Source organism: Anaerovorax odorimutans, from assembly GCF_024459955.1.
GTDB classification, from domain to species: Bacteria; Bacillota; Clostridia; order Peptostreptococcales; family Anaerovoracaceae; genus Hominibacterium; species Hominibacterium odorimutans_A.
Genome location: NZ_JANFXK010000002.1, coordinates 141014 through 167420, shown reverse-complemented (window position 1 = coordinate 167420; position 26407 = coordinate 141014). Strand labels below are relative to the sequence as shown.

The following is a 26407-nucleotide window of genomic DNA, read 5'->3' as shown; positions in this document are numbered from 1 at the left end:
TTTAGGAGGAAAAGCATGAAATATTTGATCTTGGTTCCCGACGGAGCCGGAGATGAAAACATTGAGAAGCTGGAAGGGAGAACTCCGCTGGAAGCAGCGGAACTGACCATGGTCAACCAGCTGGCCGCGAAAGGTCAGGTGGGCATGGTAAAGACCATTCCCCCGGGAGTAGCGCCGGGTTCAGACGCGGCCAACCTTTCGGTAATGGGATATGACCCATCTGTATACCTGACTGGAAGATCCCCGCTGGAAGCAGCCAGCATCGGCATCGACATGTCGGACACAGATGTGGCTTTCCGTACCAATATCATTACGCTCACAGGAGAAGGGGATTACGAGGATCTCATCATCACGGACCACAGCTCCGGGGATATCACCACAGGGGAAGCGGACCAGCTGATTCAGGCGGTCAACGAAAAGTTCGCCGACGATAAAATCCGTTTTTATACCGGTGTCAGCTATCGCCATTGCATGATCGTTCATAACGGATCCACGGACTATGAGCTGACCCCGCCTCACGACGTTCTGACCCAGAGAGTGGGAGACCATCTTCCCAAGGGGGAAGGCAGCGAATTCATCACCAATATGATGAAAGAAAGCTATGAGATTTTAAAGGATCACCCGGTGAATAAGGACCGGATCGCTCGCGGGCTCAATCCGGCCAATACCCTGTGGATCTGGGGACAGGGCAGAAAACCGAGCCTGTCTTCTTTCTACGACAAATACGGAATAAAGGGCACGGCGATTTCCGCGGTAGATCTGATTAAGGGCATTGCCATCTGCGCGGGACTGAACTCCGTAGACGTGGAAGGCGCTACTGGTACGCTGCATACCAATTTTGAGGGTAAAGCGGCGGCAGCCATTCGGGAGTACAAGGATGGAAAAGATTTCGTATACATGCACCTGGAAGGGCCGGACGAGTGCTCACATCAGGGCGACATGGAAGGAAAGATCCAGTGTCTGGAGTCCATTGACCGTAAAGTTTTGACTCCGATCGTGGAATATTTCCGTCAGGCCGGGGAGGATTTCCGTGTGCTGGTGGTTCCCGATCACAGAACGCCTCTGGCCATTCGGACCCATTCGGCGGACCCGGTTCCATATGTGGTTTATGACAGCAGAAAAGAGCTGCCTGAGGACAAAAATCGCCAGTTCAACGAAAAGTCCGGAGCAAAAGGACAATACTTTGACAGCGGTTATGCCTTAGCGGATTTCTTCTTTGAAAAGTAGGAGAAGGTATGAAGTTCAAGCAGAAACTATTTATTCTTATTACAATTATCGCAATTGCCTGTACCCAAGCGGTGCCGGCATTTGCTGCGTCTGCGGACAATTTGGGATTGGACGCCCAGGCGGCCATCGTAATGGACGCTTCCACGGGGAAGATTCTATATGAGAAGGATGCGTACTCCAAGAGAGAACCGGCCAGCACGACCAAGATAGCCACCTGCCTTCTGGCGCTGGAAAAGCTGAAACTGGATCAGGTGATCACCGTGAAGCACGACGCCACAAGGATGGGAAACATCATGGAGGTGAAGGCGGGCGAGGAGCTGACGGTAGAGCAGCTTCTTTACGCCCTGATGGTTCATTCCGCCAATGACGCGGCGGTGGTCCTGGCCGAAGAAATGGGCGGGACCGTAGAAAACTTCGCCAAGATGATGGACCAAAAGGCAAAGGAATGCGGAGCCAAGAGCACTCATTTCCTCAATCCCAACGGACTCAACTGGCAGGGACAGGAAGCGCACCTGACGACCGCTTACGACCTGGCGGTTATGGCCAGAGAGGGCCTGAAAGACAAAACGTTCCGCAAGCTGGTGAGCACAACGGAATATACGATTCCGGCCACCAATAAATCCAAAGCGCGCAAGCTGGAAAGCACCAATGAATGTCTGTGGGATAAAGAAGAAGTGGAAGTGGAAAAAGGCACGGGCACGGATAAAAAGGAAAAGATTAAATTTACCCCGTATTATCCGGGAACCATCGGTGTCAAAACCGGCCTGACCAGCACGGCGGGTGGCTGTTTTGTAGGCGCTGTGGACCGAAACGGTACGGAGCTGATTTCGGTGGTGCTTCATTCGGGGCCGCAGATGCGTTTTTACGACACCATCCAATTGTGGGATTACACCCTGGACCGGTTCTATGATACGCATCAGATCGTGGAAAAGGCGGAGAAAGTCGGCAAGGTGCGCGTCAAATGGGGCGCTCACAGAAACGTGCCGGCCGTAGCTTCGGGCCCGGCTTCGGTTACCGTAGAAAAAGATGAGGACATCAAAGCGGTACATACGGAGTTTGAAAAGATGGAGCTGAAAGCTCCAATAAAAAAGGGAGACAAGGTAGGCGTCATCAAGGTTTATGACGGTGATCGCCTCATGAGCCAGGTGGATGCGGTAGCGGCCAAAACCATTGAGGAAGGCGGCCCTCTTTCGCACATCGGTATTCCCGACTGGCTGGCTGTCCTGATTTACATTGCAGTGGGCATCATTATTCTGATGATTATAATCGTGATCCTGCTCAACAGACGCCCGGGCAGCAAGCGCAGCAGGAGAAAAGCCGCAAAGGCAAAACGGCAGAGGAGAAGAGAGCAAGAGCGAAGAAAACATGTTTGATATTCAAGAGAACCTGAAAAAACTCCCGGATTCACCGGGAGTTTACATTCACAAGGATAAGCTGGGGCAGGTTATTTACGTAGGCAAGGCGATTTCCCTGAAAAATCGGGTGCGCCAGTATTTCCAGTCCTCCAGAAATATGGACCCGAAGGTCAGGGCAATGGTTTCGCAGATCGAGGAATTCGAGTATATTACCACGGGAAGCGAAATGGAGGCCCTGATCTTAGAGTGCAATCTCATCAAAAAGCATATGCCGAAGTACAACGTGCTTTTGCGGGATGACAAGACGTATCCATATATTAAGGTGACGACAGAGGAGGATTTCCCCCGCATCGTTAAGACCCGGCTGGTAAAAAAGGACGGCAGCAAATACTTTGGCCCTTACAGCGACGCAGGAGCCGTCAATCAGATCGTTGACCTTCTCAATCAGGTTTATGCCCTGAAAAAGTGTTCTGCCCGTGTTTTTCCCAAGGGCTTCCGGCCGTGCCTCAACTACCATATCGACCAGTGCGACGGCATCTGTCAGGGTACGGTGTCTCCTGGGGAATACCGGAAAAAGGTGGATCACGCAGTAGACTTTCTGCGGGGCAGGACAAAAGGAATTCTTACTTATCTGGAAGAGCAGATGAACCAGGCATCCGAGGCCCTGGACTTTGAACGGGCGGCGGAGTATCGGGACTATATCATGGCGGCAAAGGCCCTTTCTGAAAAGCAGAGAGTGGTGCTTCAGGACACCAAGGACGTGGATTTGATACTGGTAGCCAGAGGCGCCAAACAGCGTCATGTGGTGCTCTTTTTCGTAAGGGACGGCAAGCTGAGCGGCCGGGAAACCTATGACCTGCAATCTATGGAAGAGGATTCCTCGGAAGACATTATTTCCGCTTTCATCAAGCAGCACTACGGACAGAGTCTGACTCTGCCCAAAGAGATTATTCTGGAAAAGCAGCCTGAGGAAAAGGAGCTGCTGGAAGAATATCTTTCCGGTATTGCCGGCCATCAGGTCCATTTGCTGGCTCCGAAGAAGGGTGAAAAACGGGCGGTGCTGGAGCTGGCGAAGAAAGATGTGGTGGAAATGGTCAAGACCATTGACCAGCGTGCGGAAGTAAGAAAAGAGCGGGCCGAGAGCCTGGGCCGGGAGATCTATAACATCCTCAGCCAGATGGGGTATGAAGAGGGAGACTACAGCGGCCGTGATTACAGGGTGGAGGCTTACGACATTTCCAACACCAACGGCGTGGACACAGTGGGAGCGATGGTTGTTTTCGAAGGTTTGAAGCCGGATAAAAAATCCTACCGCAGGTTCAAGGTGCGGTCGGTAGAAGGCCCCAACGATTATGGAAGCATGCAGGAAGTGCTTTTCCGCAGATTCCGGCGGGCTTTGGAAGGAGATGAAGGCTTTTCCGTTTTCCCGGACCTCATTCTCATCGACGGCGGCAAGGGACATGTCAATGCGGCTTTGGAGATGATCCGCGGCCTGGAACTGGATCTGGCGGTGGCGGGCATGGCAAAGGACGATCACCATAGAACCCGCTCACTGGTATTTTTCAAAGATGGCAGCATGGAAGAGATTCTTCTGAAAGATTACCCGCTGCTGTACAAATATATGGGTACGGTTCAGGAAGAGGTGCATCGGTTTGCCATCGAATACCACAGAGGCCTTCGGAACAAAAGAATGCTCACCTCGGTTCTGGATGAAATCGAGGGCATCGGTCCGGCAAAGCGGAACGCGCTGCTGGATCATTTCGGCAGCGTGGACCGGATAAAGAACGCCACCCGGGAAGAACTGCGGGAAGTCAAAGGAGTTACAGAGAAACTGGCGGAAAAAATTCAGGAATATTTTCATTGCTAAAAGCCCAGCATAATGGTATAGTAATGATATTAGCACAATTTTAGAGAATTTTTTGGAGGAAACAAATATGTCAGATGCAGATTTCATCACATTGGAATATGATGATGGTACAGAATTGGAATGTGAGATCCTGGGAGTTTTCGAAGCGGAAAACAAGGAGTACATTGCCCTGATTCCACAGGACGATTCCGATGACGTGTATATCTATGGATATAAGGAAACCGGCGAAGACGAGTTCGAGCTGATCGACATTGTGGATGATGCTGAATTCGAAAAGGCAGTAGCAGTATTTGACGAGCTGATGCTCGAAGAATAGGCAAACGACGGACAGGCGGAATACGGCGAACAAGGGGGACGGTTTTTTCAGCGGTCCCCGTATTTATGTAAAAGGAGAGACAAAATGCAATCAACGAGATCTCGGGGGTTAATTGTAGGTTTGGCCGCTCTGGCGGTGCTGCTGGGTATGTGGATGTTTGCGGGCAGCCAGGCTTATGCGCAAGAGGCTGCGCCAACGGAAGAAACGACCACGGAGGCTACGAGTGAAACCCAGGCGCCGCAGGAAGCGCCAAAGCAAGACGGCTGGCAGGCCGATGGCACCTACGTTAGGAATGGTGTTTTACTGCAGGGTCTGCAGGATATTGGTGGCAAATTATACAACTTTGGAAACGGCACCAAAGGCGTGCTCTATACCGGTAACTACGGCGGCAAATACTATGTCAGCGGTTCACTGGCCAATGGCACATACAACAAGCTTTTGTATGTAAACGGAAAGCCCTTCTCCGGAACAAAGAACAACAAGCTCTACAAGGCAGGAAAGGTTTACTCCGGAGTCAGCGGCAGCTACTATTACAAGAGCGGCGTTAAGCAGACAAAGTATAAAAATACTGTCAAAAAAATGAATGACGGTAAGATCTACTATTTCCAAAAGAGCGGCAAGGTTTACAAAGGAACGGCCTGGAAGAGAGTAAAGGGCAAGCGCTATTACTTCAAAAAAGGCACGGCGCTTACAGGCTGGAAATACGTTGGAAAATACAAATACTATTTTGACAGCAAGGGCAGACTGTGCCAGGACCTGATCGCCAAGTTCGGAAACAAATGGAAGAAAAAAGATATTACGATTAAGGTAAACCGCAAGAAAAACTGTGTGACGCTGTACGCGAAGGACGGTAAGCGGGGATATACGATTCCGGTGAAGGCCATGGCCTGCTCCGTAGGCAAGTCCAAGACTCCTACCGTAAAGGGAACCTATTATCTGTCCAAGGGAAGAACTTACCGCTGGGCAAAGCTGGGAGGCCCGACGATGGGCGGATACTGCTACGGCCAGTATTGCTCCAGAATCACAGGAGGATACCTGTTCCATTCGGTAAACTTCAATCAGAAGAACAACCGTACACTGAGCTCGGCTGCCTACAATAACCTGGGCAAGGCCGCATCTCATGGATGCATTCGTCTGCAGACGGCAAATGCGAAAATCATCTACGACATTGCCAGAAACAAAAAGACGAAGGTAGTCATTTACGACGGAAAGTCCGCAGGTCCTTTTGACAAACCGACTGTTAAGAAGATCAAATCAGGACAGCATTACGACCCGACCGACCCGAACATCAAAAAGAAGAAAAAATAGTTCGGATCCTTAATAAAGAAAAATCCCGGAAGCTGATTCCGGGATTTTTGCGGCTTGCTGCGGTTACATCTTTGTGAATCAGGGCAGGGCGCCGCAGGAATTTGCCTACTTTACAAAAGGGACAAAACGGCATAGAATATAAGAATTGAGAAAAAGAGAAAGCCATTTCTGGAGGGAATGAAATGAAAAACTATGACATAATCATTGTTGGCGCGGGAGCCAGCGGTGTATTTTTATCCTATGAGCTTACAAAGAGAAATAATAAAGCCAGGGTACTTATGATCGACAAGGGCGCGCCGCTGGAAAAGCGCCAGTGCCCGATCAAAAAGGGAGCCAAGTCATGCCTGAAGTGTACTCCCTGCCATATTATGAATGGATACGGGGGAGCAGGAACCCTTTCCGACGGGAAATATAACATTACCACCCAATTTGGAGGAGACTTACATAACTACGTGGGTACGGAGGAAGCGCTGGAGCTGATGGAATATGTGGACGATGTTCTGTGCAGCATGGGCGGCGCGGATGCCAAGCTTTATTCCACCGCCAGCTCTGAGCTGAAAACAACGGCGCTGAGAAACAATCTTCACCTTTTAGAGGCAAAGGTGCGCCATCTGGGAACCGACCGCAATGTGAAAATTCTGGGCAGAGTCTTTGATTACTGCAGCAGTAAAGTAGATACCATGTTCTATACAACCATTAAGGATGTGGTGAAGAAAGAGGACGGTACCTTTGAGATCACCACGGATAAAGGAGATGTTATGGCCTGTGAGGATCTGGTACTGGCCACCGGCCGTTCCGGTTCCAAATGGATCTCCAGCATTTGCGATAAAATGGCGATCGGCCAAAAGCGCAACCGTGTGGATATCGGAGTGCGGGTTGAGCTTCCGGCGGAAGTGTTCAAACATATCACAGACGACGTGTACGAAAGTAAGATCGTATACAAGACCGATAAATATAATGATCTGGTGCGTACCTTCTGTATGAACCCTTACGGAGAAGTGGTTGCCGAGAATACCAACGGAATCGTTACAGTAAACGGCCACAGCTATGCGGACCCGGCCCTGAGGACAGAGAACACCAACTTTGCGCTTCTGGTGTCCAACAAGTTTACGGAGCCGTTCAAGGACAGCAACGAGTACGGCGAATCCATCGCCAGACTGTCCAATATGCTGGGCGGCGGCGTACTGCTGCAGAGATTCGGCGATCTGATTAAAGGCCGCAGGAGCAGCGCCCGCAGAATGGAAAAGTGCTTTACCCGACCAACGCTGCAGGCCACGCCGGGAGATTTGAGCCTGGTGATCCCAAAGCGGCAACTGGATAATATCATTGAGATGATCTATGCGCTGGATAAAATTGCCCCCGGAACTGCCAACGAGGATACTCTGCTGTACGGGGTAGAAGTAAAGTTCTACAATTCAAAAGTGGAAGTAGACGAAAATCTGGAAACCGTCGTAAAAGGCATGTACGCTCTGGGAGATGGTTCAGGTGTGACCCATTCCCTGTCGCAGGCTTCGGCCAGCGGCGTCCATGTGGGACGGATTCTGGCGGAAAAATACAGCTGATGCCTTTAAAACGCTGCCTGCGGCAATTTTGCTTTCCGAACAGCGGATAGGGTGCAAAACAGGTAACTATTAAGGAATTCGAATATGAAAGAAAATAACATCAATACGAAGAAAACCTCTTATCTCATTAAGAGGTTTCTTCCATATTTTAAAAAGTATAAATGGGTCCTGATTCTGGACCTCTTCTGTGCGACGCTGACGACAATCTGCGATTTAGTCCTGCCGATGATCGTCCGCTATCTCACCGATATGGGGATGAACAACGCGGCCAGTCTTTCGGTGCGCCTGATCCTGTCGGTGGGCGCCGTTTATCTGGGCCTGCGGGTTATCGACCTCATCGCCAATTATTACATGGCCAATATCGGACATGTGATGGGCGCGAAAATCGAGACGGACATGAGAAAAGATCTTTTCGATCATTTGCAGGAGCTTTCCTATTCCTTTTACAGCAATACAAAAATCGGCCAGCTGATGGCAAGGATCACCAGCGACCTTTTCGATGTAACGGAATTTGCCCATCACTGTCCGGAAGAATACTATATCGCGGCGGTGAAGATTATTGTTTCCTTCTGTATCCTCAGCTCGGTCAATGTCTGGCTTACCCTGATCATTTTCGCCATTATCCCGGTGATGATCTTTTTTGCCATGAAGTTCAATAATAAAATGAGGACTGCTTTCAAAAAGTCCAGAAACCAGCTGGGAGAGATCAATGCCCAGGTGGAGGACAGTCTGCTGGGCGTGCGGGTAGTTAAATCCTTTGCCAATGAAGATATTGAGGGCGAAAAATTCAAAGAAGGCAATGAAGGTTTTCTCAACGTGAAAAAGGAAGCGTATCGGTATATGGCCGGCTTTCAGAGTACCACCAGGCTTTTCGACGGGGTTATGTACATTGCTGTCGTGGTTGCCGGATCGCTGTTTATGATGAAGGGAATCATCACGCCGCCGGATCTGATGGCCTATCTGCTGTACGTGGTAATGCTTTTGGCTTCTGTGCGCCGGATCGTGGAATTTACCGAGCAGTTCCAGCGGGGAATGACTGGAATCGAGCGGTTCATCGAAGTTATGGATGAAGAGGTGGAAATAAAGGATTCGCCGGATGCGACGGAGCTGCAGGCGGTAAAGGGAAATATCACATTTGAAAGCGCCAGCTTCCATTATGCGGACAGTGATGAAAACGTTCTGGCCCACATTGACCTGAATATCCATGCGGGAGAAAACGTGGCTCTGGTGGGGCCGTCGGGCGCGGGTAAAACGACGTTGTGTAACCTGATCCCACGATTTTACGACGTCACAGAGGGCCGTATATTGATCGACGGAACCGATATCCGCAGCGTGACAGCCCACTCCCTTCGATCCCAGATTGGCATGGTTCAGCAGGAAGTTTATTTGTTTTCAGGAACGGTTTATGATAATATCGAATACGGAAAGCCGGGAGCCAGCCGGGAAGAAATCATTGAAGCCGCCAAACTGGCAGGGGCCCACGAGTTCATCATGCAGCTGACAGATGGTTACGACACTTTTGTCGGCGAGAGGGGCGTCAAGCTGTCAGGCGGGCAGAAGCAGAGAATCAGCATTGCGCGGGTATTTCTGAAAAATCCGCCGATCCTCATTTTGGACGAGGCCACTTCTGCTCTGGATAACGAAAGTGAACTGATTATCCAGCAGTCCCTTGAAAAACTGGCCAAGGGCAGAACGACCCTGACTATCGCCCACCGCCTGACTACGATCCGCAATGCGTCAACGATTCTGGTATTGACAGAGGATGGTATTCAGGAACGGGGCAGCCACGAAGAGCTGATGAAGAAAGGTGGCCTGTACAGCAGGCTTTACAACATGTATACGACCAACGAGGAAACGGTGGGAAACTAAATGAGGAAACGAATTTACAGCGTCATAGGATTATGGGCGCTGATTACAGTCTGCGTCATTATTGCCGAAAGCACAGGGATCGATCCGCCGGTAATTAATATAGTCGGCGCCTATGTTTCATCGATATTAGTGGCGGCAGTGCTGTATAAAGCGCCGTGGCATTTTTTCATACTGGCGCTGTGTTTTGATCTGCTGGCTGCGGCATTCGGATCGGTATTGGATCTGTACCGCAGTATTGACGGCTATGACCGGGTTGTCCACTATCTCAGCGGTCTTTTGGCTGCGGAAGGCGGCCGCCTGATCATGAGATATATACTGAGGCGTTACCACGAAAGGGGCCTGCTGCTGGTTCAGATTCTGTTTGCGCTCTTCTTTTCCTGTGCCTGTGCCGCTATTTGGGAAATTTATGAGTTTTCAGCAGACCAGCTGATTCATACAAACATGCAGGGGAACAACCTCAATACGATGGGAGACATTGTTTCCGGCGCCTTGGGAGCAGTGACATATACGGCCGGATATTTTTTCTGGCTGATACGGCAGAAAAAGAAAGATATTTGAGGACGGCAGCGCCGCCTTTGGGCAGAGCTGTCTTAATAAGCTATCAACATAGAAAGAGGAGGAAAAAATATGTCTGAGAGAGTGACGAAAGCGGTGGAAAATCACAGGAAAGGGTACAATTGCGCACAGGCAGTCGTATGCGCATACTGCGACCTGATGGGTGTCGATGAAAAGGAAGCCTTTAAAATGTCGGAAGCCTTTGGCTTTGGCATGGGAACGATGGGAACCTGCGGGGCGGTAAGCGCCATGGCTGTCCTCACCGGAATGAAGCTGAGCGACGGAAATCTGGACAAGCCAGCTACGAAAAAACAATGCTATAAAGCAATGAAAGAAATGATTAAAAAATTTGAGGAAAAGAATAAGTCTGTTATTTGTGCCGAACTGAAGGGCATCAATGGCGGAAACGTCCTGCGCAGCTGCGACGGCTGCGTCGAAGACGCGGCCAGGATTGTGGAAGAAGTCCTGGTAAAATAACCAGAGTATTGGGGCTGCTCCCCGGAAACCATGGAACTCGTGGATTTCAGGGAGCAGTTTTTTGTTTGCGGCGGTGCGGAAGTGTGGAAGTTAAAGCATTTCCTGCTAAATAAATAATTATGCAATAAGCTTAGAGAACATACAAAAAGGTTTCAAGAGAGCTGAGCGTGGCTGTAACCAACAAATTCAGCGAATCTGAACTTACAAAAAAATATGGTGAATTTGTGAAAAAACAATGGAAAAATAGTGAAAATAAGGTATAATAATAACCGGACGTGAATCGACACAAAAGTATTCAAAAAGGAGAGCAATATGAAAAAAGGAATGAGCAAATTGCTGTCAGCGCTTCTGATAGCAACACTAGTTTTCACTTCGGCCGGAGTGGCGTTTGCGGATACGGGCGACAGCGGAGCTAAAGATGAGGTGAAGGCTTCTCAGAACAAACAGGAAATGAAGTCGCTTAAAAAGGGATTCGACCTTGAAAAAAAGATTAATGTACAAACTAATAGTGTTAAAGCACAGTCAAAACTAGCAAAAACAAAGGCTTCAGGAAGGATTTCCGTGGCAACTCTAGTCACTGGAAACGAAAATGCTCCGGTTACAGCAGTTGCATATGGTGAGGGGGATTCACTTGGTAATGGTAAATACGGATTTAGCCAAGCTGTATACTTACCATCAAAGGGGACGCTTATCCTAGCAGCCTATAATTATCCAGAAAGCAGTAAAAGTGTACGGTTTGGATTATTCAAAGAATCAAGCATGGCGAACCAAATCGCAAGTGGAAATTATTATGGAACTATAAACCAGGGGGGATCCGCTGGTATTGTATTTAAAGTTCCAGCTGCGGGAACCTATTATATCGGTGCCTATTCAACGGATTTTGCAACTTCACCGCAGCCGTTTGTCGTAGGGGTGAATATGTCAGCCGGTTTTATTTCAGGTGTTGATCGTACTATTACAAGTGGTTCAACTATTGCGGTGGGGCAAAAAGACGCTCAGACGAATTACTTTAAATTCAAGGCAACTCAGACGGGTTATTTGTCAGTAGACTGTTCGGAAAGCTATAACAAAATAACCTTATGCAACAGCAAGAAAAAGGCGCTTTCTAACGCTACCAATGCAGGATGGACGCCTACATACGGAGTGAAAAAGGGTACGACCTATTATGTAAAGGTTGCTGCCGGCAGCAACTATTACGGTGGATACCAGTTTTATGTAACCAACAAAAAAATCACCGAAAAATCCGGCAAAAAGAAATCCAAAGCCGTGACGATTAAGAAGAAAAAGACCAAAAAGGGAACGATCATAGCAGGCAGCAGCCAGGCGGACTGGTACAAGTTCAAGCTCAGCGGCAAGAAAAAATTTACCTTGACGATGAAGGGCGCTACCAATAATACGCTGAAAGTCGCTATCTACAAGAAAAACGGTAAGAAAGTGGGCAAAGCATCTAAATTTCCTTACAACGGTAAAAAACTGACCATTACGCCATATGGAAAGCTTGCCAAGGGCACTTATTACATCAAAGTTTACAGAGGCACCAAGACTTCTTCCGGATGGTACTCCCTGTCCTGGAAATAAGCAGGCTATAGTTTGACACGCGTGCATAAAGGTATGTGAAAGAACGAGCGAGGAGCTGCCGCATCGGGGAATAAAAGCCCGGGGCGGCGGGCTCCTTTTCTTTTGAATTTATCCGGGAGTTTTGGCAAACCGGCTGATTGGCCTAAAACCTTATCAGAAAGAACAGAATCAGAACGATTTTTGTTTGACAAATCTGACAAATTCATGCTATACTAAGCTTGTATTGAATGGAGAACGGTTATAAGCAATGTGGTTTTTAAAAGTTCCTGCCTGGGATACTTTGAAAATCGCATTTTTTTATACTTGGATCTATGAAGTATAATTAAGAAACAGGAGGTACCGAAGAATGTATACAGGTACAGTAAAATGGTTTAATGATGACAAGGGATTTGGATTTATCACTAATGATGATGGTGGCGAAGATTTGTTCGTACATTTCTCAGCTATCGTTGCTGATGGATTCAAGACGCTCAAGGAAGGCCAGAAGGTTACTTTTGACATTGAAGATGACGTTAAACGCGGCAAGACAAGAGCTGCCAATGTTCGTTTAGCATAACATAGTATGTAGAACAAAGTGATCGAACCGGAGCTGTCTCTCAAAAGCAGAGACAGCTTTTTTCTTTGCCAATTGCGCAAGTCCCGGTAAAATGATACAATATACTATCAGGCGTTAAGTAATCACACGGGAAATCAAGAAGGGGGTTTTGTCCACTTGAACAGCAGAAAATATAAAGATACATTTTACCAATTCAGGTATATAAACGATTTAAAAGATATGCTCAACACCAGCGCAGAGCTTTTTGCCGAGCAAAATGCCTATCTTGTCAAAGACGTGCCGGGAGGGGAATACCGCCCTATTCCATATTTTCAGGTAAAAAAAGACGTGGATGCGTTGGGCACCAGACTGATCGACTTGGGATTAAAGGGTAAGAAAATAGCCGTGATCGGGGAGAACAGCTATAAATGGATTGTCTCTTATTTGGGCACGGTCAACGGAACCGGAATTGTTGTTCCATTGGACAGAGAGCTTCCTCCGCAGGAGATCGTCCATCTGCTGAGGCGGGCGGAGGTCAGCGCTATCATCCATTCCAAAAAACTGGAGAATACGGTGCGGATCGCGCTTTCCCAGGTAGAAGGCGTGCAATTTCGGATCTGCATGGAAGCGGAAACCCATGAAGAGGGCGTACTTTCCTTTGACCGGCTGATTGAAGAGGGACAGGCTCTCATCGAACAGGGAGACAAGCGCTTTACTGATGCGCCGATTGACAGGGAAGCCATGTGTTCGCTTCTGTTCACCTCGGGGACTACCGGCCTTGCCAAAGGTGTCATGCTTTCTCATAAAAACATATCGGCCAACGTGTACAATATGTCCAAATATGTAAAAATCGAGTCGCCAGGAATGGGACTCTCAGTCCTGCCAATGCACCATTCCTATGAAATGACCTGCCACATTTTCACCGGAATGTACCAGGGGATGTGTGTGGCTATCTGCGAAGGACTCAAGCATATACAAAAGAATATGAAGGAGTCGGAAGCCACCGTTATGCTGGGCGTTCCCCTGATTTTCGAGACGATGCACAAGAAAATCTGGAAACAGGCGGAGAGTTCGGGTAAAGCTGAGATTATGAAAAAAATGGTTCGCCTTTCCAAAAAGACGAAACTATATAATAATCAGAAAATGATCCGCAGGATATTCGGACAGCTGCATCAGAGCACGGGAAATCATATGAGTCTGTTCATCGCTGGCGGCGCGGCCATTAACCCGGAAGTCATTCGGGACTATGAAGCGATGGGCGTTCCTATGATCCAGGGATATGGAATGACCGAGAACGCGCCAATTATTGCTGTCAACAGAGATAGATACAGCAAAGCTGATTCCGTTGGAAAACCCATGCCGGGAACCGAAGTCAGGATTATTGATCCGGACCGGGACGGCGTAGGCGAGATCATATGCAGAGGCCCGTCTGTCATGATCGGGTATTATAACGACCCGGAGGCCACCGCGCAGGTGCTTAGAGACGGATGGCTGTATACCGGAGATTACGGACGCTTTGACGAGGATGGTTTCCTCTATGTCTGCGGCAGGAAGAAAAATGTAATCGTTACCAAAAACGGAAAGAACATTTTCCCGGAAGAAGTGGAATATTATTTGCTGAAAAGCAAATACATAGAAGAAGTAATGGTTTATGGAACGACAGATGAGCGAACCGGCGATGCGGTGGTGCGTGCGGATATCTATCCCGACTTTACGGCAATCAACGAGGACCTGGGCGAAATGAGCGAAGAAGGTCTGAAAGACTTTATGAAGACGGTTGTCGACGAAACCAACGAGGAAATGCCGCTCTACAAACGGGTAAAACGCTTTAGAATCCGGCAGGAGGAGTTTGAAAAAACCACCACCCGTAAGATTAAACGCCATAGCCAGCCGCAAAACGATGACCCACAGGAGGACTGATATGCTTAGCAAAGAAGAATACAGCGCTATGAGAGCCGTGGATATGCAGGCGGCGGAAGAAATTGTGGCGCAGATAAATAACAGTACCAGCCCGGCGGTAAAATACAAAGAAAGCCGCCCCATCACCGATATAAAGCATATGATCGAGAGCAGCGCTCAGCTGTATGGCGATCACACGGCTTTTTATCAGAAAATGGAAAAGGGCGGGCCATACAAAACCGTCAGCTATGAAGAAATGCTCGATATGGTTAATGGGCTGGGGACGGCTCTCATTGAGGCAGGAATGAAGGGCAAGCGGATCGGTGTTATCGGTGATAACTGCTGTCAGTGGGCGATCTCCTATCTTGCGGCTCTGTGCGGCACTGGCATCGTAGTCCCTTTGGATAAAGAACTCAATCCCCTGGAGCTGAAACAGCTGGTTATCCAGGCAGAGGTGAGTTGCGTTATTTTCTCGGGCCGTTTTCAGAAAACCTTTGAGGATATGAAGGCAAGCGGTGGTACGGTTCTCAAGATGCTGGTCAATATGGACGCGGACGAAGACGACGGACAGGTGTGGGCATGGAGACCTCTGGTGAAAGAAGGGCTGCGGCTGATGGCAGAAGGGGATCGGAGCTTTCTGGATGCTCAGATCAATAAGGATGAACTGTCCGTAATTCTTTTTACTTCAGGAACCACTGGCGTTTCCAAAGGCGTGATGCTTTCCCACTGGAACCTGGCATCAAACCTGATGGTTTCACCCACCGTTCTGAAGGTAAACGACTGGGATATCTTCTTTTCCGTGCTGCCGCTCCACCACACGTATGAGTGTACCTGCGGATTTTTGATGCCTATTTATAAAGGCGCGGCCATCGCCTACTGCGAAGGGCTGAAATACATTACGAAAAACCTCGCCGAGGTGAAGCCGACTATGTTTTTGGGCGTGCCGCTGATCTTCGAGAGTATGTATAAAAAAATCTGGAAAAATGTCCGCAAGCAGGGCAAGGAAAAAATGCTGAAAAAGGTTTTGCGGCTTAACCGTAAAACCAAGAAGATCGGGCTGGATCTGGGGAACCTGTTCCTCAAGGAAATTCGGGCCGTATTCGGCGGCAGGATGCGCCTGATGATCTGCGGGGGCGCAGCCATCAATCCGGAGATTCTGGAAGGTATCCAGGACTTTGGAATTCAGGCGCTGCAGGGCTACGGCCTTACGGAATGCGCGCCTTTGGGAGCCCTGAATCCCGATACGGCGCCAAAGGCTACTTCCATTGGCGTACCTTTTCCGGGGTGTGAGATGAGAATCGATTCTCCCAATGAAGAGGGTATCGGCGAACTGTGTATAAAGGGACCCAATATCATGCTGGGTTATTACAATATGCCCGAGGCGACTGCGGATGTTGTAAGAGACGGCTGGTTCCACACCGGAGATCTGGGATATCTTGATGATGAGGGTTACGCCTATATCACCGGCCGCAAAAAGAATGTCATCATTACGAAAAACGGAAAAAACGTTTATCCGGAAGAGCTGGAATACTATCTGAGCAATATTCCATTTGTGGAGGAGTCCTTTGTCTTTGGGCAGGACAGTGACGATGGGCAGGACACGACGATCGTGGCTTCCATCAAACTGGATGAAGAGGAGATCAAAGAAAAACTGGGCAAGAATTATGATCTGGACGAGGCTCAGCGGGTCTTGTGGCAGGAAGTGGATAAGATCAACGATATGACACCGTTTTTCAAGAAGATCAAAAAAATCATCATTCGCGAAGAAGATTTTGAAAAAAATACGGCGAAAAAAATTATTCGTTATGCAGATTCAAACAGAGAGGAAAGGTGAAAATGAACAAAAACAAGTATCCTAAATTAGTTGTAGACCTGAAAAAACTCAGACATAATATCGATCATGTTCTAATCAAGTGCCAGGATCAGGGTATCGAAGTGGCAGGTGTGGTCAAGGGCTGTACCGGCCTTCCTGAGTGTGCTAACCAGTTTGCTCTTGCAGGCTGCCGTTATATTGCTTCTTCCAGGCTGGAACAGATTGAGGAAGCGAGGCAGTTTGGCGTTCAGGCGGATTTTATGATGATCCGTATACCGATGCTCAGCGAGGCGGCTGACGTGGTACGCCTGACGGAAATCAGCCTCAACAGCGAGATGAAGGTTCTGGAAGCTCTGAACCATCAGGCAGGACTGCAGGATAAAAAGCATAAGGTCATTCTGATGGTGGATCTGGGCGATTTGAGAGAAGGCTTCTGGGACAGGGAAGATCTGCTGCAGGCAGCGCTGGGAGTGGAAAACGAGCTCTATAATCTGGAGCTGGCCGGAGTAGGAACAAATTTGGGATGCTATGGCGCCATAGCTGCGACACCGGAAAAGCTCAACGAATTAGTGGAGTGCGCAGAAATGATTGAAGAGAAGATCGGAAGAGAGCTGGAATTCGTATCCGGCGGAGCAACCACTTCCTATCCAAGGGTGCTGGAAGGCAACATGCCCCGCAGAGTCAATCTTCTGCGAATCGGTGAGGGCATTATTCTCGCCAAAGACCTGCAGGACCTGTGGGGATTTGATATGAGCGAAATGTATCAGGATGTCTTTACTTTGCAGGCGGAAGTGATCGAGGCAAAAGAAAAGCCCAGCTACCCGGTGGGACAGATCGAGTTCGATGCTTTTGGAAACCGCCCGACCTTTGAGGATAAAGGGACGCACAAAAGAGCGATCATCGGCCTGGGCAAAGTGGATTTCGCTTTTTCCGATATGCTGATGCCGCGGGATAAGGAAATCAAAGTGCTGGGAGCATCCAGCGATCACACGATCTTGGATGTGGATAGCTGCAAGCACGATTATAGAGTGGGAGATATCGTAGAATTCGACCTTTGTTACGCGACCATCGTTTATGCGACCAACTCCCAGAATGTAGATGTCGTGTACATATAAAAGGATTTGCTGGGGGGATGCGTGTGTATTATAATTTGAAGGGACTGAAGCTGGTAACTATCGGCATGGCTTTGGGAATAATTTTTTCGGCTGTTGAATCCGTGGTATCGTCCTTTGATGAGGACGCGGGATTTTTTGTACTGCCATTGGAACTTGTGGCTGCGATTGTGTTAATCGTGGGAATTTTTAAAGTCGCCTATACCAATGAACGATTTGCAAGGGCCAAAAAATATACCGTCGTGACGATTGTACTTTTTGCCCTGACAATCGCAGCGGGGCTGCTTGCCGGCTGGAGCTGGTTTTGGTCGGATGCCGCTGTAGAGGGAGAAGACAGTGGATGGCTTGCGGGCCTTATTTGCCTGCTTTTGGCAGCAGCGTTTCTGATAGCCGCACTGGTGATGACTTATATCTGCACCTATGAGCTGATTTACGGCTGCCGTGACGTCGCGATGGGGCAGAATGATCCGGCGCTGGCTGAGAGGTGCCGCAGCATTTGGCTTATGTACATATGGACTACGGTAATCAGTGTGGTGCTTTGCGTAATTGCCATTGGAGTCATTGTGTTATCGGATATAATGGGGGCCATTGTCGTGGCTGCGGCAATAATAAGCACAATCATACTGTTTGTGGCACAGATTCGTATGATGATATGCTTTTGGCACACCTGGAAGGAATATGATGGTAAACCGGTAGCCGGAGCAGGCTTTCCGCCGTCACAAGAAACCAGTAAATTACAGATTGAAACTTAGAAACAGAGGGTGCAAATTTATTTGCACCCATTTCTTTTTGTGCTATACTAAAGGCAGGAGGTGCGGTATGAAAGCAAAAGATTATCAGAAAATCCTGCAGGAACTGAGCGGCATTGTGGATGAAGGCGTCCATGTGGTAGATGCGAGGGGGAAAAGTATTATTTATAATGAAGCTATGGCGAGCCTGGAGAAGACCAACCGGCAAGACGTGCTGGGAAAACCTTTTCAGGAAGCTTTTGCCCATATCCCTCCGGAGGAAAGCTCTCTTTACAGAGCGCTGACAGAAAACAGAGCTACGATCAATCAGCACCAGACATACCGCAACAAGTACGGCAAGGAAATCACAGCCATCAATTCGACGATCCCGGTGGAAGTGGAGGGACAGGTCATCGCAGCCATTGAGATCGGCAAGGACATTACCGAAATAAAGAGTATGAGCGATACCATTCTCAAGCTGCAAAAGGAGAGCATTAACCCCAGAAGGCCTGATAAACCCAGGATCAAACACTACAGCTTCCAAAACCTGATCGGTGAAAACAAGGCTTTCAAAGAGGTGGTGGAAAAGGCGAAAAAAGCGGCAAAAACCGATGCATCCGTATTTATTTATGGGGAGACGGGGACGGGGAAAGAATTATTTGCCCAGAGCATTCACTTTGCAGGAGAACGAAGCGACCAGCCCTTTCTGGCCCAGAACTGTGCAGCCCTTCCGGAAAGCCTTCTGGAAGGCATTCTCTTCGGAACGGAGCGGGGCGGTTTCACGGGGGCGGTGGACAGGGCCGGCCTCTTTGAGCAGGCCAGTGGGGGGACCCTGCTTTTGGATGAAATCAGCGCTATGCCTTATGACCTTCAAAGCAAATTGCTGCGGGTCCTGCAGGAGGATTATATCCGGCGGGTGGGAGGCAATAAGGACATCCCCATTGACGTGCGGATCATTGCCACGGTCAATGAATCGCCCCAATCGCTCATTGAGAGCGGCGCCCTGCGAAAGGATTTATATTATCGGCTCAATATTGTCAATATAACCATTCCGCCATTGCGGGAGCGGCTTGATGACCTGCCTCTGCTGGTGGACAGTTTTTTAGAAAAACATAATAAAAGGTACGGCAAAGAGGTCTGGATGGCTTCGGATGGCGCTTTGGAAAAACTGAAAAACCACAGCTATCCGGGAAATATCCGCGAACTGGAAAACATTATTATGTCTGCCGTATCTCTGGCAGACAAAGAGCACGTGCTGACGGAAAAACAGATCCAGATCCAGGAAGCCTATCATGAAGCGTCTGCCAATACGGACTTTGAACCGGAAAAAGAGAGCATGGATCAGTATCTGCAGCGGATGGAAAGAGCCATTATAAAAAGCAGCCTGGCAGCCAGCAACGGAAACATTTCCAGAACTGCTGAAAAACTGGGCATCAAAAGACAGACCCTGCAGCATAAATTAAAGAAATATGAATTATAGGCACGAAACGGCAGCTGCCCCTTTGGCGGTGCCGCGGCCGGCCGGAACCCTGAGCGCATGGGAGAAATCCTTCCTGCGCTCCTTTTTTCTTTTCAGGCGGGCTTGCGGGCCAGGCGCTGAGGTAACCTTTTCTGCCTGCTGCGGCCGGGCTGCGTAAAGTTGCGGGTTTGGTTGGGTGACCGTTTCCTCAAACTGCTGTCCGATTACGTAGAGTTGCGGGCTTGACGGCGCTTGCAGCCGTTGGAATTGAAAATTTGTGCTGCCGGGTCCGGGTGCTTCGGGGGCCGCAGGCTTGCGATCAGCTAACTGCAGCTGAGAACAGAACGGTAGCGGGTTTGCGACCAAATGCTGCTTTCCCTGACAAATCCTGCGACCATTGTCCATAAAAAAGCACCTTGGTCGCAGACCTAAACCCGTTCCCTTTTCTCCCTGTTGCGGCCGGGCCTCCGGATCGTAGCCTGCCAGAAATAAACCTTTGCGTGCTTTTGTATGATAACGTGTTAAATTATTTCCGGATCTTTCATACAAAAAAAGAGGTAAAAGCGGACCTTTTTTCAACGTTTCTTACCCTTGCCGGTCAATTCTACGTGGAAATTTTTCCAAAATAAACTTGTAAAGCCCGCAAACCCACATATTTCGTCCGCTCAAGTCCAATTACAAAGCAAAAAGCGCCAGGCCTTCTTCCCGTGAAACTTGCTCGACTGCGCTCGCAAGTTATAAAACCTTCAGTAAAATGGAATGATAATATAAGAGCTTAATAAGAGAGCATTAAGAGAAGAATGAGGATATTCTGGTAAAATAGACAGAACAGCAGCGAACAAATGACAAAAGGTGCAAAAAAATGGGCGTGATTGACGCAAAAAAATGGGCGGGAACCTTAATGAAATTAAAATATTCAAAAAACTTAAAAACTATTCAAGGCTGAATTTTGGAGGGCTGCGGGGTCGGTAGAGGTAAGTGTGCTGCATTGGCATGAGTATTGCTTTATATAGGGATAAAGATAACTTGCTGATAAAAGCGTATGCTAAACCATATTGATATGAAAAGGAGAAATAGAGATGAAGAATGTAAAGGTAATTATTTGGGGTCTTGGTGCAATGGGCGGTGGAATGGCTGATCTACTTCTCAAGAAAAAGGGCGTTGATATCGTCGGCGTAGCAGGCCGCGGCGCCAAGATCGGAAAATCTATGTATGACTATATAAAGACGGAAAGAGGAGACAGACCGGATGTGATTATCGGAGCACCCGAAGACGTTATTAAAGAGGGCGCGGCAGACGTAGTTCTGTGCTGTACGGATTCTTTCGTAAAGACTGCCTTTGACAGACTGAAATTCGTCCTCGAAAGAAAGATCAATGTCGTATCTTCTGCAGAAGAAATGGCTTATCCAAAGGCACAGTCTCCGAAGGAAGCCGCTGAGCTGGACCGGATCGCTAAGGAAAACGGCGTTTCCATCGTCGGAACCGGAATCAACCCGGGACTTATCATGGACCTGCTGGTGGTTACCATGACCGGCTGCTGCGAAGAAGTAGAGCATATCACTTCCAGAAGAGTCAACAGCCTGTCGCCATTCGGACCGGCTGTAATGGAAGAACAGGGGATCGGCATCACCAAGGAAGAATTTATTGACGGCGTTAAAACCGGAAAGCTGTCCGGGCATGTTGGTTTCCACGAATCCATTCATATGATCGCAGACGCTATTGGCTGGGATGTGGAAAAAGTCACTCAGTCCATGGACCCAATCATGACCGATGTGGACAGAAAATCTCCTTACGGATTCGCAAAAGCCGGCAACGTTGCCGGATGCGCGATGAAGGGCAGCGGATACATTGACGGCGAAGTGAAGATCGAAATGGATCATCCGCAGCAGATCGAGCCGGAGCAGGTTGGCGTTCAGACCGGCGACTATGTAATCATCAAGGGAACACCAAACATCAATATGGTCAATTCACCGGAGGTTCCGGGAGGCATTGGAACCATCGCGATGTGCGTTAACACGATCCCGCACATCATCAACGCAAGACCGGGTCTTCACACAATGATCGATCTGCCGGTACCGAGAGTTATCATGGGAGACATGAGAGACATGATCTGTGAAGAAGCAAAAATTGTAAAATAAGTTGATTCATACGCATACAAAAACAACAGGACACGCTCGGCGCCAGGCCGGGGGTGTTCTGCCATCTAACCGTATTTTTTAGGAGGACGGCATGGTTAAAAAAGGTGAATGGGTGAGAATCCATAAAGTGATTCTGGAAGCGGAGCAGAGAACCGGAAAGCTTCCGGAGGATACAAAGAACGTTCCGCTGGAAATGTGGACCAAAGGATATCTTTTGGCGGACGCTGAGATCGGCGATGAAGTTGAAATAGAATCAGTGAACGGAAGGCATGAGACCGGCACACTGATTGAAGTAAATCCATATTATGAGCATGATTTCGGAACCTGCATCCCTGAACTGCTGGCAATCGACAAGCAAGTCAGAGAAATCGTATTTGGAGGTGAAAAATAATGGCAAAACTACCTCAGGATTATGACAGCGTAATGAGCAGAAAACAGGAAGTCATGAAAGCGGCCATCGGCATTGACTACTCGCAGTTTGAATCCGGTTCCATGGCTTTTGACTATGAAAAGATGATGCGGGAGACCGGATACACGCTGGAGGAGATGCAGAAGATCCAGTACAGCGTAAACGTCGGAAACACGCCGATTCTGGAATTGAGAAATCTTACGGCCCTTGCAAGAGCCTGCGCTCCGGAAGGGAAAGGCGCACGGATCTTTGTAAAGGATGAAGCCGCCAACCCCTCAGGAAGCTTTAAAGCCAGAAGAGCCGCCAATGCGGTTTATCACGCAAAGAAGCTGGGTTATAAAGGCGTAATCGCAGCCACCTCCGGAAATTACGGAGCAGCCGTCGCTTCTCAGGCAGCGATCGCAGGGTTGAAATGTATCATCGTTCAGGAATGTTACGACTCAAAAGGCGTGGGACAGCCGGAAATCATCGAAAAGGCCAGAAAATGCGAGGCTCTGGGAGCAGAAGTGGTGCAGCTGACCGTAGGGCCGGAACTCTTTTATAAGTTCATTCTACTGTTGGAGGAAACAGGATACTTCAACGCATCCCTGTATACTCCATTTGGTATCGCCGGCGTGGAAACTCTGGGCTACGAAATTTCCATGCAGTTCCGCGAAAAATACGGCAAGGACCCGGATGTTGTAGTCTGCACCAATGCGGGCGGCGGAAACCTTACTGGAACTGCCAGAGGATTGATTAAGGCGGGAGCCAAAGAAACAAAGGTCATCGGCGCGTCCATCGACCTTTCCGGCCTGCACATGGCCTCAGACAAGGCCTTTAACCTCAAATCCTGCACAACCGGTCATACGGGCTTCGGCGTACCTTACGCAGTGGACCCGGATCACTCCGATGTGCCCAGATCAGCGGCAAGGCCGCTTCGCTACATGGACAGATATGTGACGATTACCCAAGGCGATGTGTTCTACATCACAGAATGTCTGGCAACCCTTGAAGGACTGGAAAAGGGGCCGGCGGGAAACACTTCCCTGGCAGCGGCATTTGCCCTGGCCCAGGAAATGGATCAGGATCAGATGATTGTTGTCCAGGAAACGGAATATACTGGCGCCGGCAAGCATGTACAGCCGCAGCTGTCCTTTGCCAGAGAAAACGGCATCGAAGTAAGGCTCGGCGATCCGAAAGATGAAGTCCCGGGAAAGAGCGTTATCATTCCGGAGCATCCGTCCCTGATTAAAGCCACGGACATGGATCTGGACCGTCAGAAAAAGTCGCTGATTAAGGGAAACCTCAAAAAGTACACTATGAACCCGACAGAGGATGATTATAAGTATCTGGCAGAGGAAACCAAAAAAGATGTGGAATGGGTAAAGAAAGCCGTAGAAGAAATAAAAGCAGCGCTTTAGCATTTTCAGCAGTATAGATTGTATAAAAATGAGTGGGCCGCCGCCGGCGGCCCGGAGAGATTGAACGGAATCGGCCCGCCGCCGGGTAAGGCCGGAGAATCTGAGACAGAAAGGATGAAAAAGGATGAAAAGACAAGATGATTTTGCAGAGCGCAGAAAGCACATCGCGAATCTGAGCGACCAGGAATTGTACGACAGGTTCTGGGAGCTGACCGCTCAGGTTGTCGATCCGCTTCTGGAGCTGGGCAGAAAAAATACCACCCCATCTGTAGAGAGAGCCGTTCTCCTGAGAATGGGAATTTCCTCCCTGGATACACAGAAAATCGTGCAGGGTTGCATGGACAGAGGTTTGATGGGCCATGGTGCAGGACACGTAGTCTATAAAATGGCCAAAACCAAGGGTATTTCCATTAGGCAAGCCGGCGAAATGCTGGCTAAGGGTGAAGGCTGGGATGAAGCAGCATCCCTGTTTGCGAAGGGAGGCAAGTAGAAATGACGGATTTCAAGTTAGAACCCAATGAAAAACTGGACGTTCGAAATATCTTAAAAGACTTGGACAAATATGAACCGAGAAGAAGGGGCTGGACCTGGAGAAAGCATGTTGACAATCTGGAGATGGGCCCTTTCAAATATCACGACTGTTCCGAGCCGCTGAAAAACGGGGTGGGACTTCCACCGGCTAAATATTTTGGCAATATCGATCCCCAGCCGGATGCGGTTATCACGACGGAGATCGCTTCCGGAAGATTTGAAGACGATATCCGCAGAATGCGGATGGCTGCCTGGCACGGGGCCGATCATATCATGGTTATCCGCCATATGGGGCAGTCCCATATCGACGGTTTGATGGAAGGTACTCCGCAGGGCATCGGCGGCGTTCCCATCACCAGAAAACAGGTCAGAGCCCAGAGAAAAGCTCTGGATATCATTGAGGATGAGGTTGGCCGTCCGATCAATTATCATTCCTATGTTTCCGGGGTGGCAGGTCCGGACGTTGCCGTAATGTTTGCCGAAGAGGGCATCAATGGTGCCCATCAGGACCCGCAGTACAACGTACTCTATAGAGATATCAATTGTGTAAGGTCCTTCGTGGATGCCTGTGAATCGAAAAAGATTCTTGCATGGGCAGACATTCTGCAGATCGACGGAGCACATAACGCCAACGCCACAGCCAGAGAAGCCTGGAAGGTAATGCCGGAGCTGATCGTTCAGCACGCCATCAACGCGCTGTTCTCAGAAAAGGTCGGCATCAAGCCTGAAAACATCAGCTTGTCCACCGTTCCGCCGACAGCCACTCCTGCACCGAGCGTTTACATGGACTTGCCCTATGCGGTAGCGCTGCGGGATATTTGCGACAGGTACAAGATGAGGGCCCAGCAGAACACCAAATATATCTGCTCCTCCGCAAGAGAAGCGACTGTTACCCATGTTCTCAACATGCTGATTTCCAAATTGACAAGGGCCGATATCCAGTCCACCATCACACCGGACGAAGGAAGAAACGTACCTTGGCATATTTACAACATTGAAGCCTGTGACAATGCGAAGCAGACCCTGGTCGGCCTGGACGGCCTGATGGAAATGGTCGAGCTGAAACAGGATGGATATTTGAGAGAAAAGGCTAGAGAGATTAAGGAAAGAGCCTGCCTCTTTATGGAAGAGATTGTTGAAGTAGGCGGCTATTTCCAGGCAGTGCAGGACGGTTTCTTCGTAGACTCGGCGGAATATCCTGAAAGAAACGGCGACGGTATCGCAAGGCAGATCGAGGGCGGCGTAGGCTATGGCTATATCTTCGAAAGAGAAGATGACTATATGGCGCCGGTAACGGCCCATTTCGGTTATAATAATGTAGAGCAGTACGGCGGCGACCCAGCCGATCCGGCGGCGCTCATCGACGGCTGTACCTTCGAAGACCGCAGCAAGATCGTTTATATCGACGAGCTGGATGAAGAGGACTGTGTTGATGTAAGACTTGAAAAGGTTAAAAAATATCTGGACGGCGAGGCCATCAAACCGGAAATGGAATGGTGCGCCGACGGCACGATCATGCTTACCATGTGCATCCCGACCCATATGAGAGCCGCCGAAGCCACGGCTCTGGAAATCGGTAAGAAACTGGGTCTGGAAGATCCTGAGGTAATCAGTAAGGAGGTCCTTCAGGATGCGGAGGGTACCAGAATTGAGATGAAAGGCAAGATTACCTTTGATGTAGACCCGAATAATCTGGAAATTCCGCCGGAGCCGCATCATCTGAGCGACGAAGTGCTGTATAAGGAATTTAGCGATCATCCGATGAAGGTTGTTTGCGGTACAGTGGGAGAAGATGAGCACTCCGTAGGACTCCGCGAGATTATCAACATCAAGCACGGCGGTATTGAAAAGTGGGGCATCAAAGTGGAATACCTGGGGACCTCGGTTCCGGTAGAAAAACTGGTAGATGCGGCGGTCGAGCTGAACGCCGACGCGATCCTGGCGTCCACGATTATTTCTCACGACAATGTGCACTATAAGAACATGAAGAGAATCAATGAGCTTGCCATTGAAAAGGGCATCCGCGATAAAGTAATCATCGCGGCCGGCGGCACGCAGGTCGTCCCGGAAGAAGCCAGAAGCACCGGAATTGACGAAGGTTTCGGCAGAGATTCCCACGGGATCGATGTGGCGACATTCCTGGCGGAAGAGGCCATGAGAAGAAGAGGCGAGCTGTAAACCAGTGTGTGACAGAGTAAAGGGCAGGGCAGGTAGGGATACCTGCCCTGCTGCATATTCAATTCCAAAAAATAATTGTAAAAAAATGTAA

The 26407-nt window shown here is 49.1% G+C and carries 22 protein-coding genes; 21 read left to right on the top strand and 1 reads right to left on the bottom strand.

Going from position 1 to position 26407, the window contains the following annotated elements; all coding sequences use genetic code 11:
- Window positions 1-15: 15 nt before the first annotated feature.
- From NE619_RS02970 to NE619_RS02895, 16 genes are all read left to right on the top strand, one after another.
- Window positions 16-1227 (top strand): cofactor-independent phosphoglycerate mutase, encoded by a 1212-nt coding sequence (locus NE619_RS02970; protein WP_256130875.1) that lies wholly within the window; start codon window positions 16-18, stop codon window positions 1225-1227.
- 8 nt (window positions 1228-1235) lie between these two features.
- Window positions 1236-2600: a D-alanyl-D-alanine carboxypeptidase family protein gene (locus tag NE619_RS02965; protein ID WP_256130874.1), complete on the top strand. Its 1365-nt coding sequence runs from the start codon at window positions 1236-1238 to the stop codon at window positions 2598-2600.
- A complete protein-coding gene (uvrC, locus tag NE619_RS02960) occupies window positions 2593-4449 on the top strand; it encodes an excinuclease ABC subunit UvrC (protein ID WP_256130873.1) in 1857 nt (618 codons plus the stop codon). The genes NE619_RS02965 and uvrC overlap by 8 nt, the downstream gene beginning before the upstream one ends.
- A gap of 67 nt (window positions 4450-4516) precedes the next feature.
- On the top strand, window positions 4517-4765 hold the full coding sequence (locus tag NE619_RS02955) for a DUF1292 domain-containing protein (protein WP_256130872.1): 249 nt from the start codon (window positions 4517-4519) through the stop codon (window positions 4763-4765).
- A gap of 84 nt (window positions 4766-4849) precedes the next feature.
- Window positions 4850-6073, top strand: a complete 1224-nt coding sequence (locus tag NE619_RS02950; protein WP_256130871.1) for a L,D-transpeptidase family protein — start codon at window positions 4850-4852, stop codon at window positions 6071-6073.
- 182 nt (window positions 6074-6255) lie between these two features.
- Window positions 6256-7635 (top strand): NAD(P)/FAD-dependent oxidoreductase, encoded by a 1380-nt coding sequence (locus NE619_RS02945; protein ID WP_256130870.1) that lies wholly within the window; start codon window positions 6256-6258, stop codon window positions 7633-7635.
- A gap of 84 nt (window positions 7636-7719) precedes the next feature.
- Window positions 7720-9504: an ABC transporter ATP-binding protein gene (locus NE619_RS02940; protein ID WP_256130869.1), complete on the top strand. Its 1785-nt coding sequence runs from the start codon at window positions 7720-7722 to the stop codon at window positions 9502-9504.
- Window positions 9505-10062 carry a DUF2238 domain-containing protein gene (locus NE619_RS02935; RefSeq protein WP_256130868.1) on the top strand — a complete coding sequence of 186 codons (558 nt, stop codon included), beginning with the start codon at window positions 9505-9507 and terminating at the stop codon, window positions 10060-10062.
- Between the two features lie 69 nt (window positions 10063-10131).
- Complete coding sequence (locus tag NE619_RS02930; RefSeq protein WP_256130867.1) at window positions 10132-10536, top strand: C-GCAxxG-C-C family protein; 405 nt, start codon at window positions 10132-10134, stop codon at window positions 10534-10536.
- 312 nt (window positions 10537-10848) lie between these two features.
- Window positions 10849-12114, top strand: a complete 1266-nt coding sequence (locus NE619_RS02925; RefSeq protein WP_256130866.1) for a pre-peptidase C-terminal domain-containing protein — start codon at window positions 10849-10851, stop codon at window positions 12112-12114.
- 346 nt (window positions 12115-12460) lie between these two features.
- Window positions 12461-12670, top strand: a complete 210-nt coding sequence (locus NE619_RS02920; protein ID WP_256130865.1) for a cold-shock protein — start codon at window positions 12461-12463, stop codon at window positions 12668-12670.
- Between the two features lie 156 nt (window positions 12671-12826).
- Window positions 12827-14569: an AMP-dependent synthetase/ligase gene (locus NE619_RS02915; RefSeq protein WP_256130864.1), complete on the top strand. Its 1743-nt coding sequence runs from the start codon at window positions 12827-12829 to the stop codon at window positions 14567-14569.
- A gap of 1 nt (window position 14570) precedes the next feature.
- Window positions 14571-16382 carry an AMP-dependent synthetase/ligase gene (locus NE619_RS02910; RefSeq protein ID WP_256130863.1) on the top strand — a complete coding sequence of 604 codons (1812 nt, stop codon included), beginning with the start codon at window positions 14571-14573 and terminating at the stop codon, window positions 16380-16382.
- Between the two features lie 2 nt (window positions 16383-16384).
- The gene (locus tag NE619_RS02905) at window positions 16385-17476 is read left to right on the top strand and encodes an alanine/ornithine racemase family PLP-dependent enzyme (RefSeq protein WP_256130862.1); all 1092 of its coding nucleotides are present in this window, start codon (window positions 16385-16387) and stop codon (window positions 17474-17476) included.
- Between the two features lie 23 nt (window positions 17477-17499).
- The gene (locus NE619_RS02900) at window positions 17500-18225 is read left to right on the top strand and encodes a hypothetical protein (protein ID WP_256130861.1); all 726 of its coding nucleotides are present in this window, start codon (window positions 17500-17502) and stop codon (window positions 18223-18225) included.
- Between the two features lie 67 nt (window positions 18226-18292).
- Complete coding sequence (locus NE619_RS02895) at window positions 18293-19681, top strand: sigma-54 interaction domain-containing protein (RefSeq protein WP_256130860.1); 1389 nt, start codon at window positions 18293-18295, stop codon at window positions 19679-19681.
- Here NE619_RS02895 and NE619_RS02890 read toward each other — a convergent pair.
- On the bottom strand, window positions 19676-20239 hold the full coding sequence (locus NE619_RS02890; RefSeq protein ID WP_256130859.1) for a hypothetical protein: 564 nt from the start codon (window positions 20237-20239) through the stop codon (window positions 19676-19678). The genes NE619_RS02895 and NE619_RS02890 overlap by 6 nt on opposite strands.
- A gap of 500 nt (window positions 20240-20739) precedes the next feature.
- On the opposite strand from NE619_RS02890, the gene ord reads away from it, so the two are divergent.
- The 5 genes from ord to oraE all read left to right on the top strand — a co-directional run bounded on the left by ord (window position 20740) and on the right by oraE (window position 26316).
- Window positions 20740-21798, top strand: coding sequence for a 2,4-diaminopentanoate dehydrogenase (gene ord, locus NE619_RS02885; protein ID WP_256130858.1), 1059 nt, complete (start codon window positions 20740-20742; stop codon window positions 21796-21798).
- A 91-nt stretch (window positions 21799-21889) separates the two neighbouring features.
- Window positions 21890-22189 (top strand): 2-amino-4-oxopentanoate thiolase subunit OrtA, encoded by a 300-nt coding sequence (gene ortA / locus NE619_RS02880; protein WP_256130857.1) that lies wholly within the window; start codon window positions 21890-21892, stop codon window positions 22187-22189.
- Window positions 22189-23607 (top strand): 2-amino-4-oxopentanoate thiolase subunit OrtB, encoded by a 1419-nt coding sequence (gene ortB, locus NE619_RS02875; RefSeq protein WP_256130856.1) that lies wholly within the window; start codon window positions 22189-22191, stop codon window positions 23605-23607. The genes ortA and ortB overlap by 1 nt, the downstream gene beginning before the upstream one ends.
- Before the next feature lie 124 nt (window positions 23608-23731).
- Window positions 23732-24097, top strand: coding sequence for an ornithine aminomutase subunit alpha (locus tag NE619_RS02870; RefSeq protein ID WP_256130855.1), 366 nt, complete (start codon window positions 23732-23734; stop codon window positions 24095-24097).
- Window positions 24098-24099: 2 nt separating this feature from the next.
- The gene (gene oraE, locus NE619_RS02865) at window positions 24100-26316 is read left to right on the top strand and encodes a D-ornithine 4,5-aminomutase subunit OraE (protein ID WP_256130854.1); all 2217 of its coding nucleotides are present in this window, start codon (window positions 24100-24102) and stop codon (window positions 26314-26316) included.
- The last annotated feature ends 91 nt before the right edge of the window (window positions 26317-26407 follow it).

Excerpts from the sequence above, each read along its gene's own strand:
- NE619_RS02950 (WP_256130871.1), top strand. The coding sequence starts at position 4,850 with ATGCAATCAACGAGATCTCGGGGGTTAATTGTAGGTTTGGCCGCTCTG.
- NE619_RS02970 (WP_256130875.1), top strand. The coding sequence starts at position 16 with ATGAAATATTTGATCTTGGTTCCCGACGGAGCCGGAGATGAAAACATT.
- ortB (WP_256130856.1), top strand. The coding sequence starts at position 22,189 with ATGGCAAAACTACCTCAGGATTATGACAGCGTAATGAGCAGAAAACAG.
- NE619_RS02925 (WP_256130866.1), top strand. The coding sequence starts at position 10,849 with ATGAAAAAAGGAATGAGCAAATTGCTGTCAGCGCTTCTGATAGCAACA.
- oraE (WP_256130854.1), top strand. The coding sequence starts at position 24,100 with ATGACGGATTTCAAGTTAGAACCCAATGAAAAACTGGACGTTCGAAAT.
- NE619_RS02965 (WP_256130874.1), top strand. The coding sequence starts at position 1,236 with ATGAAGTTCAAGCAGAAACTATTTATTCTTATTACAATTATCGCAATT.
- NE619_RS02955 (WP_256130872.1), top strand. The coding sequence starts at position 4,517 with ATGTCAGATGCAGATTTCATCACATTGGAATATGATGATGGTACAGAA.
- NE619_RS02920 (WP_256130865.1), top strand. The coding sequence starts at position 12,461 with ATGTATACAGGTACAGTAAAATGGTTTAATGATGACAAGGGATTTGGA.
- ord (WP_256130858.1), top strand. The coding sequence starts at position 20,740 with ATGAAGAATGTAAAGGTAATTATTTGGGGTCTTGGTGCAATGGGCGGT.
- NE619_RS02895 (WP_256130860.1), top strand. The coding sequence starts at position 18,293 with ATGAAAGCAAAAGATTATCAGAAAATCCTGCAGGAACTGAGCGGCATT.
- NE619_RS02945 (WP_256130870.1), top strand. The coding sequence starts at position 6,256 with ATGAAAAACTATGACATAATCATTGTTGGCGCGGGAGCCAGCGGTGTA.
- ortA (WP_256130857.1), top strand. The coding sequence starts at position 21,890 with ATGGTTAAAAAAGGTGAATGGGTGAGAATCCATAAAGTGATTCTGGAA.
- NE619_RS02910 (WP_256130863.1), top strand. The coding sequence starts at position 14,571 with ATGCTTAGCAAAGAAGAATACAGCGCTATGAGAGCCGTGGATATGCAG.
- NE619_RS02940 (WP_256130869.1), top strand. The coding sequence starts at position 7,720 with ATGAAAGAAAATAACATCAATACGAAGAAAACCTCTTATCTCATTAAG.
- uvrC (WP_256130873.1), top strand. The coding sequence starts at position 2,593 with ATGTTTGATATTCAAGAGAACCTGAAAAAACTCCCGGATTCACCGGGA.
- NE619_RS02930 (WP_256130867.1), top strand. The coding sequence starts at position 10,132 with ATGTCTGAGAGAGTGACGAAAGCGGTGGAAAATCACAGGAAAGGGTAC.
- NE619_RS02935 (WP_256130868.1), top strand. The coding sequence starts at position 9,505 with ATGAGGAAACGAATTTACAGCGTCATAGGATTATGGGCGCTGATTACA.
- NE619_RS02905 (WP_256130862.1), top strand. The coding sequence starts at position 16,385 with ATGAACAAAAACAAGTATCCTAAATTAGTTGTAGACCTGAAAAAACTC.
- NE619_RS02870 (WP_256130855.1), top strand. The coding sequence starts at position 23,732 with ATGAAAAGACAAGATGATTTTGCAGAGCGCAGAAAGCACATCGCGAAT.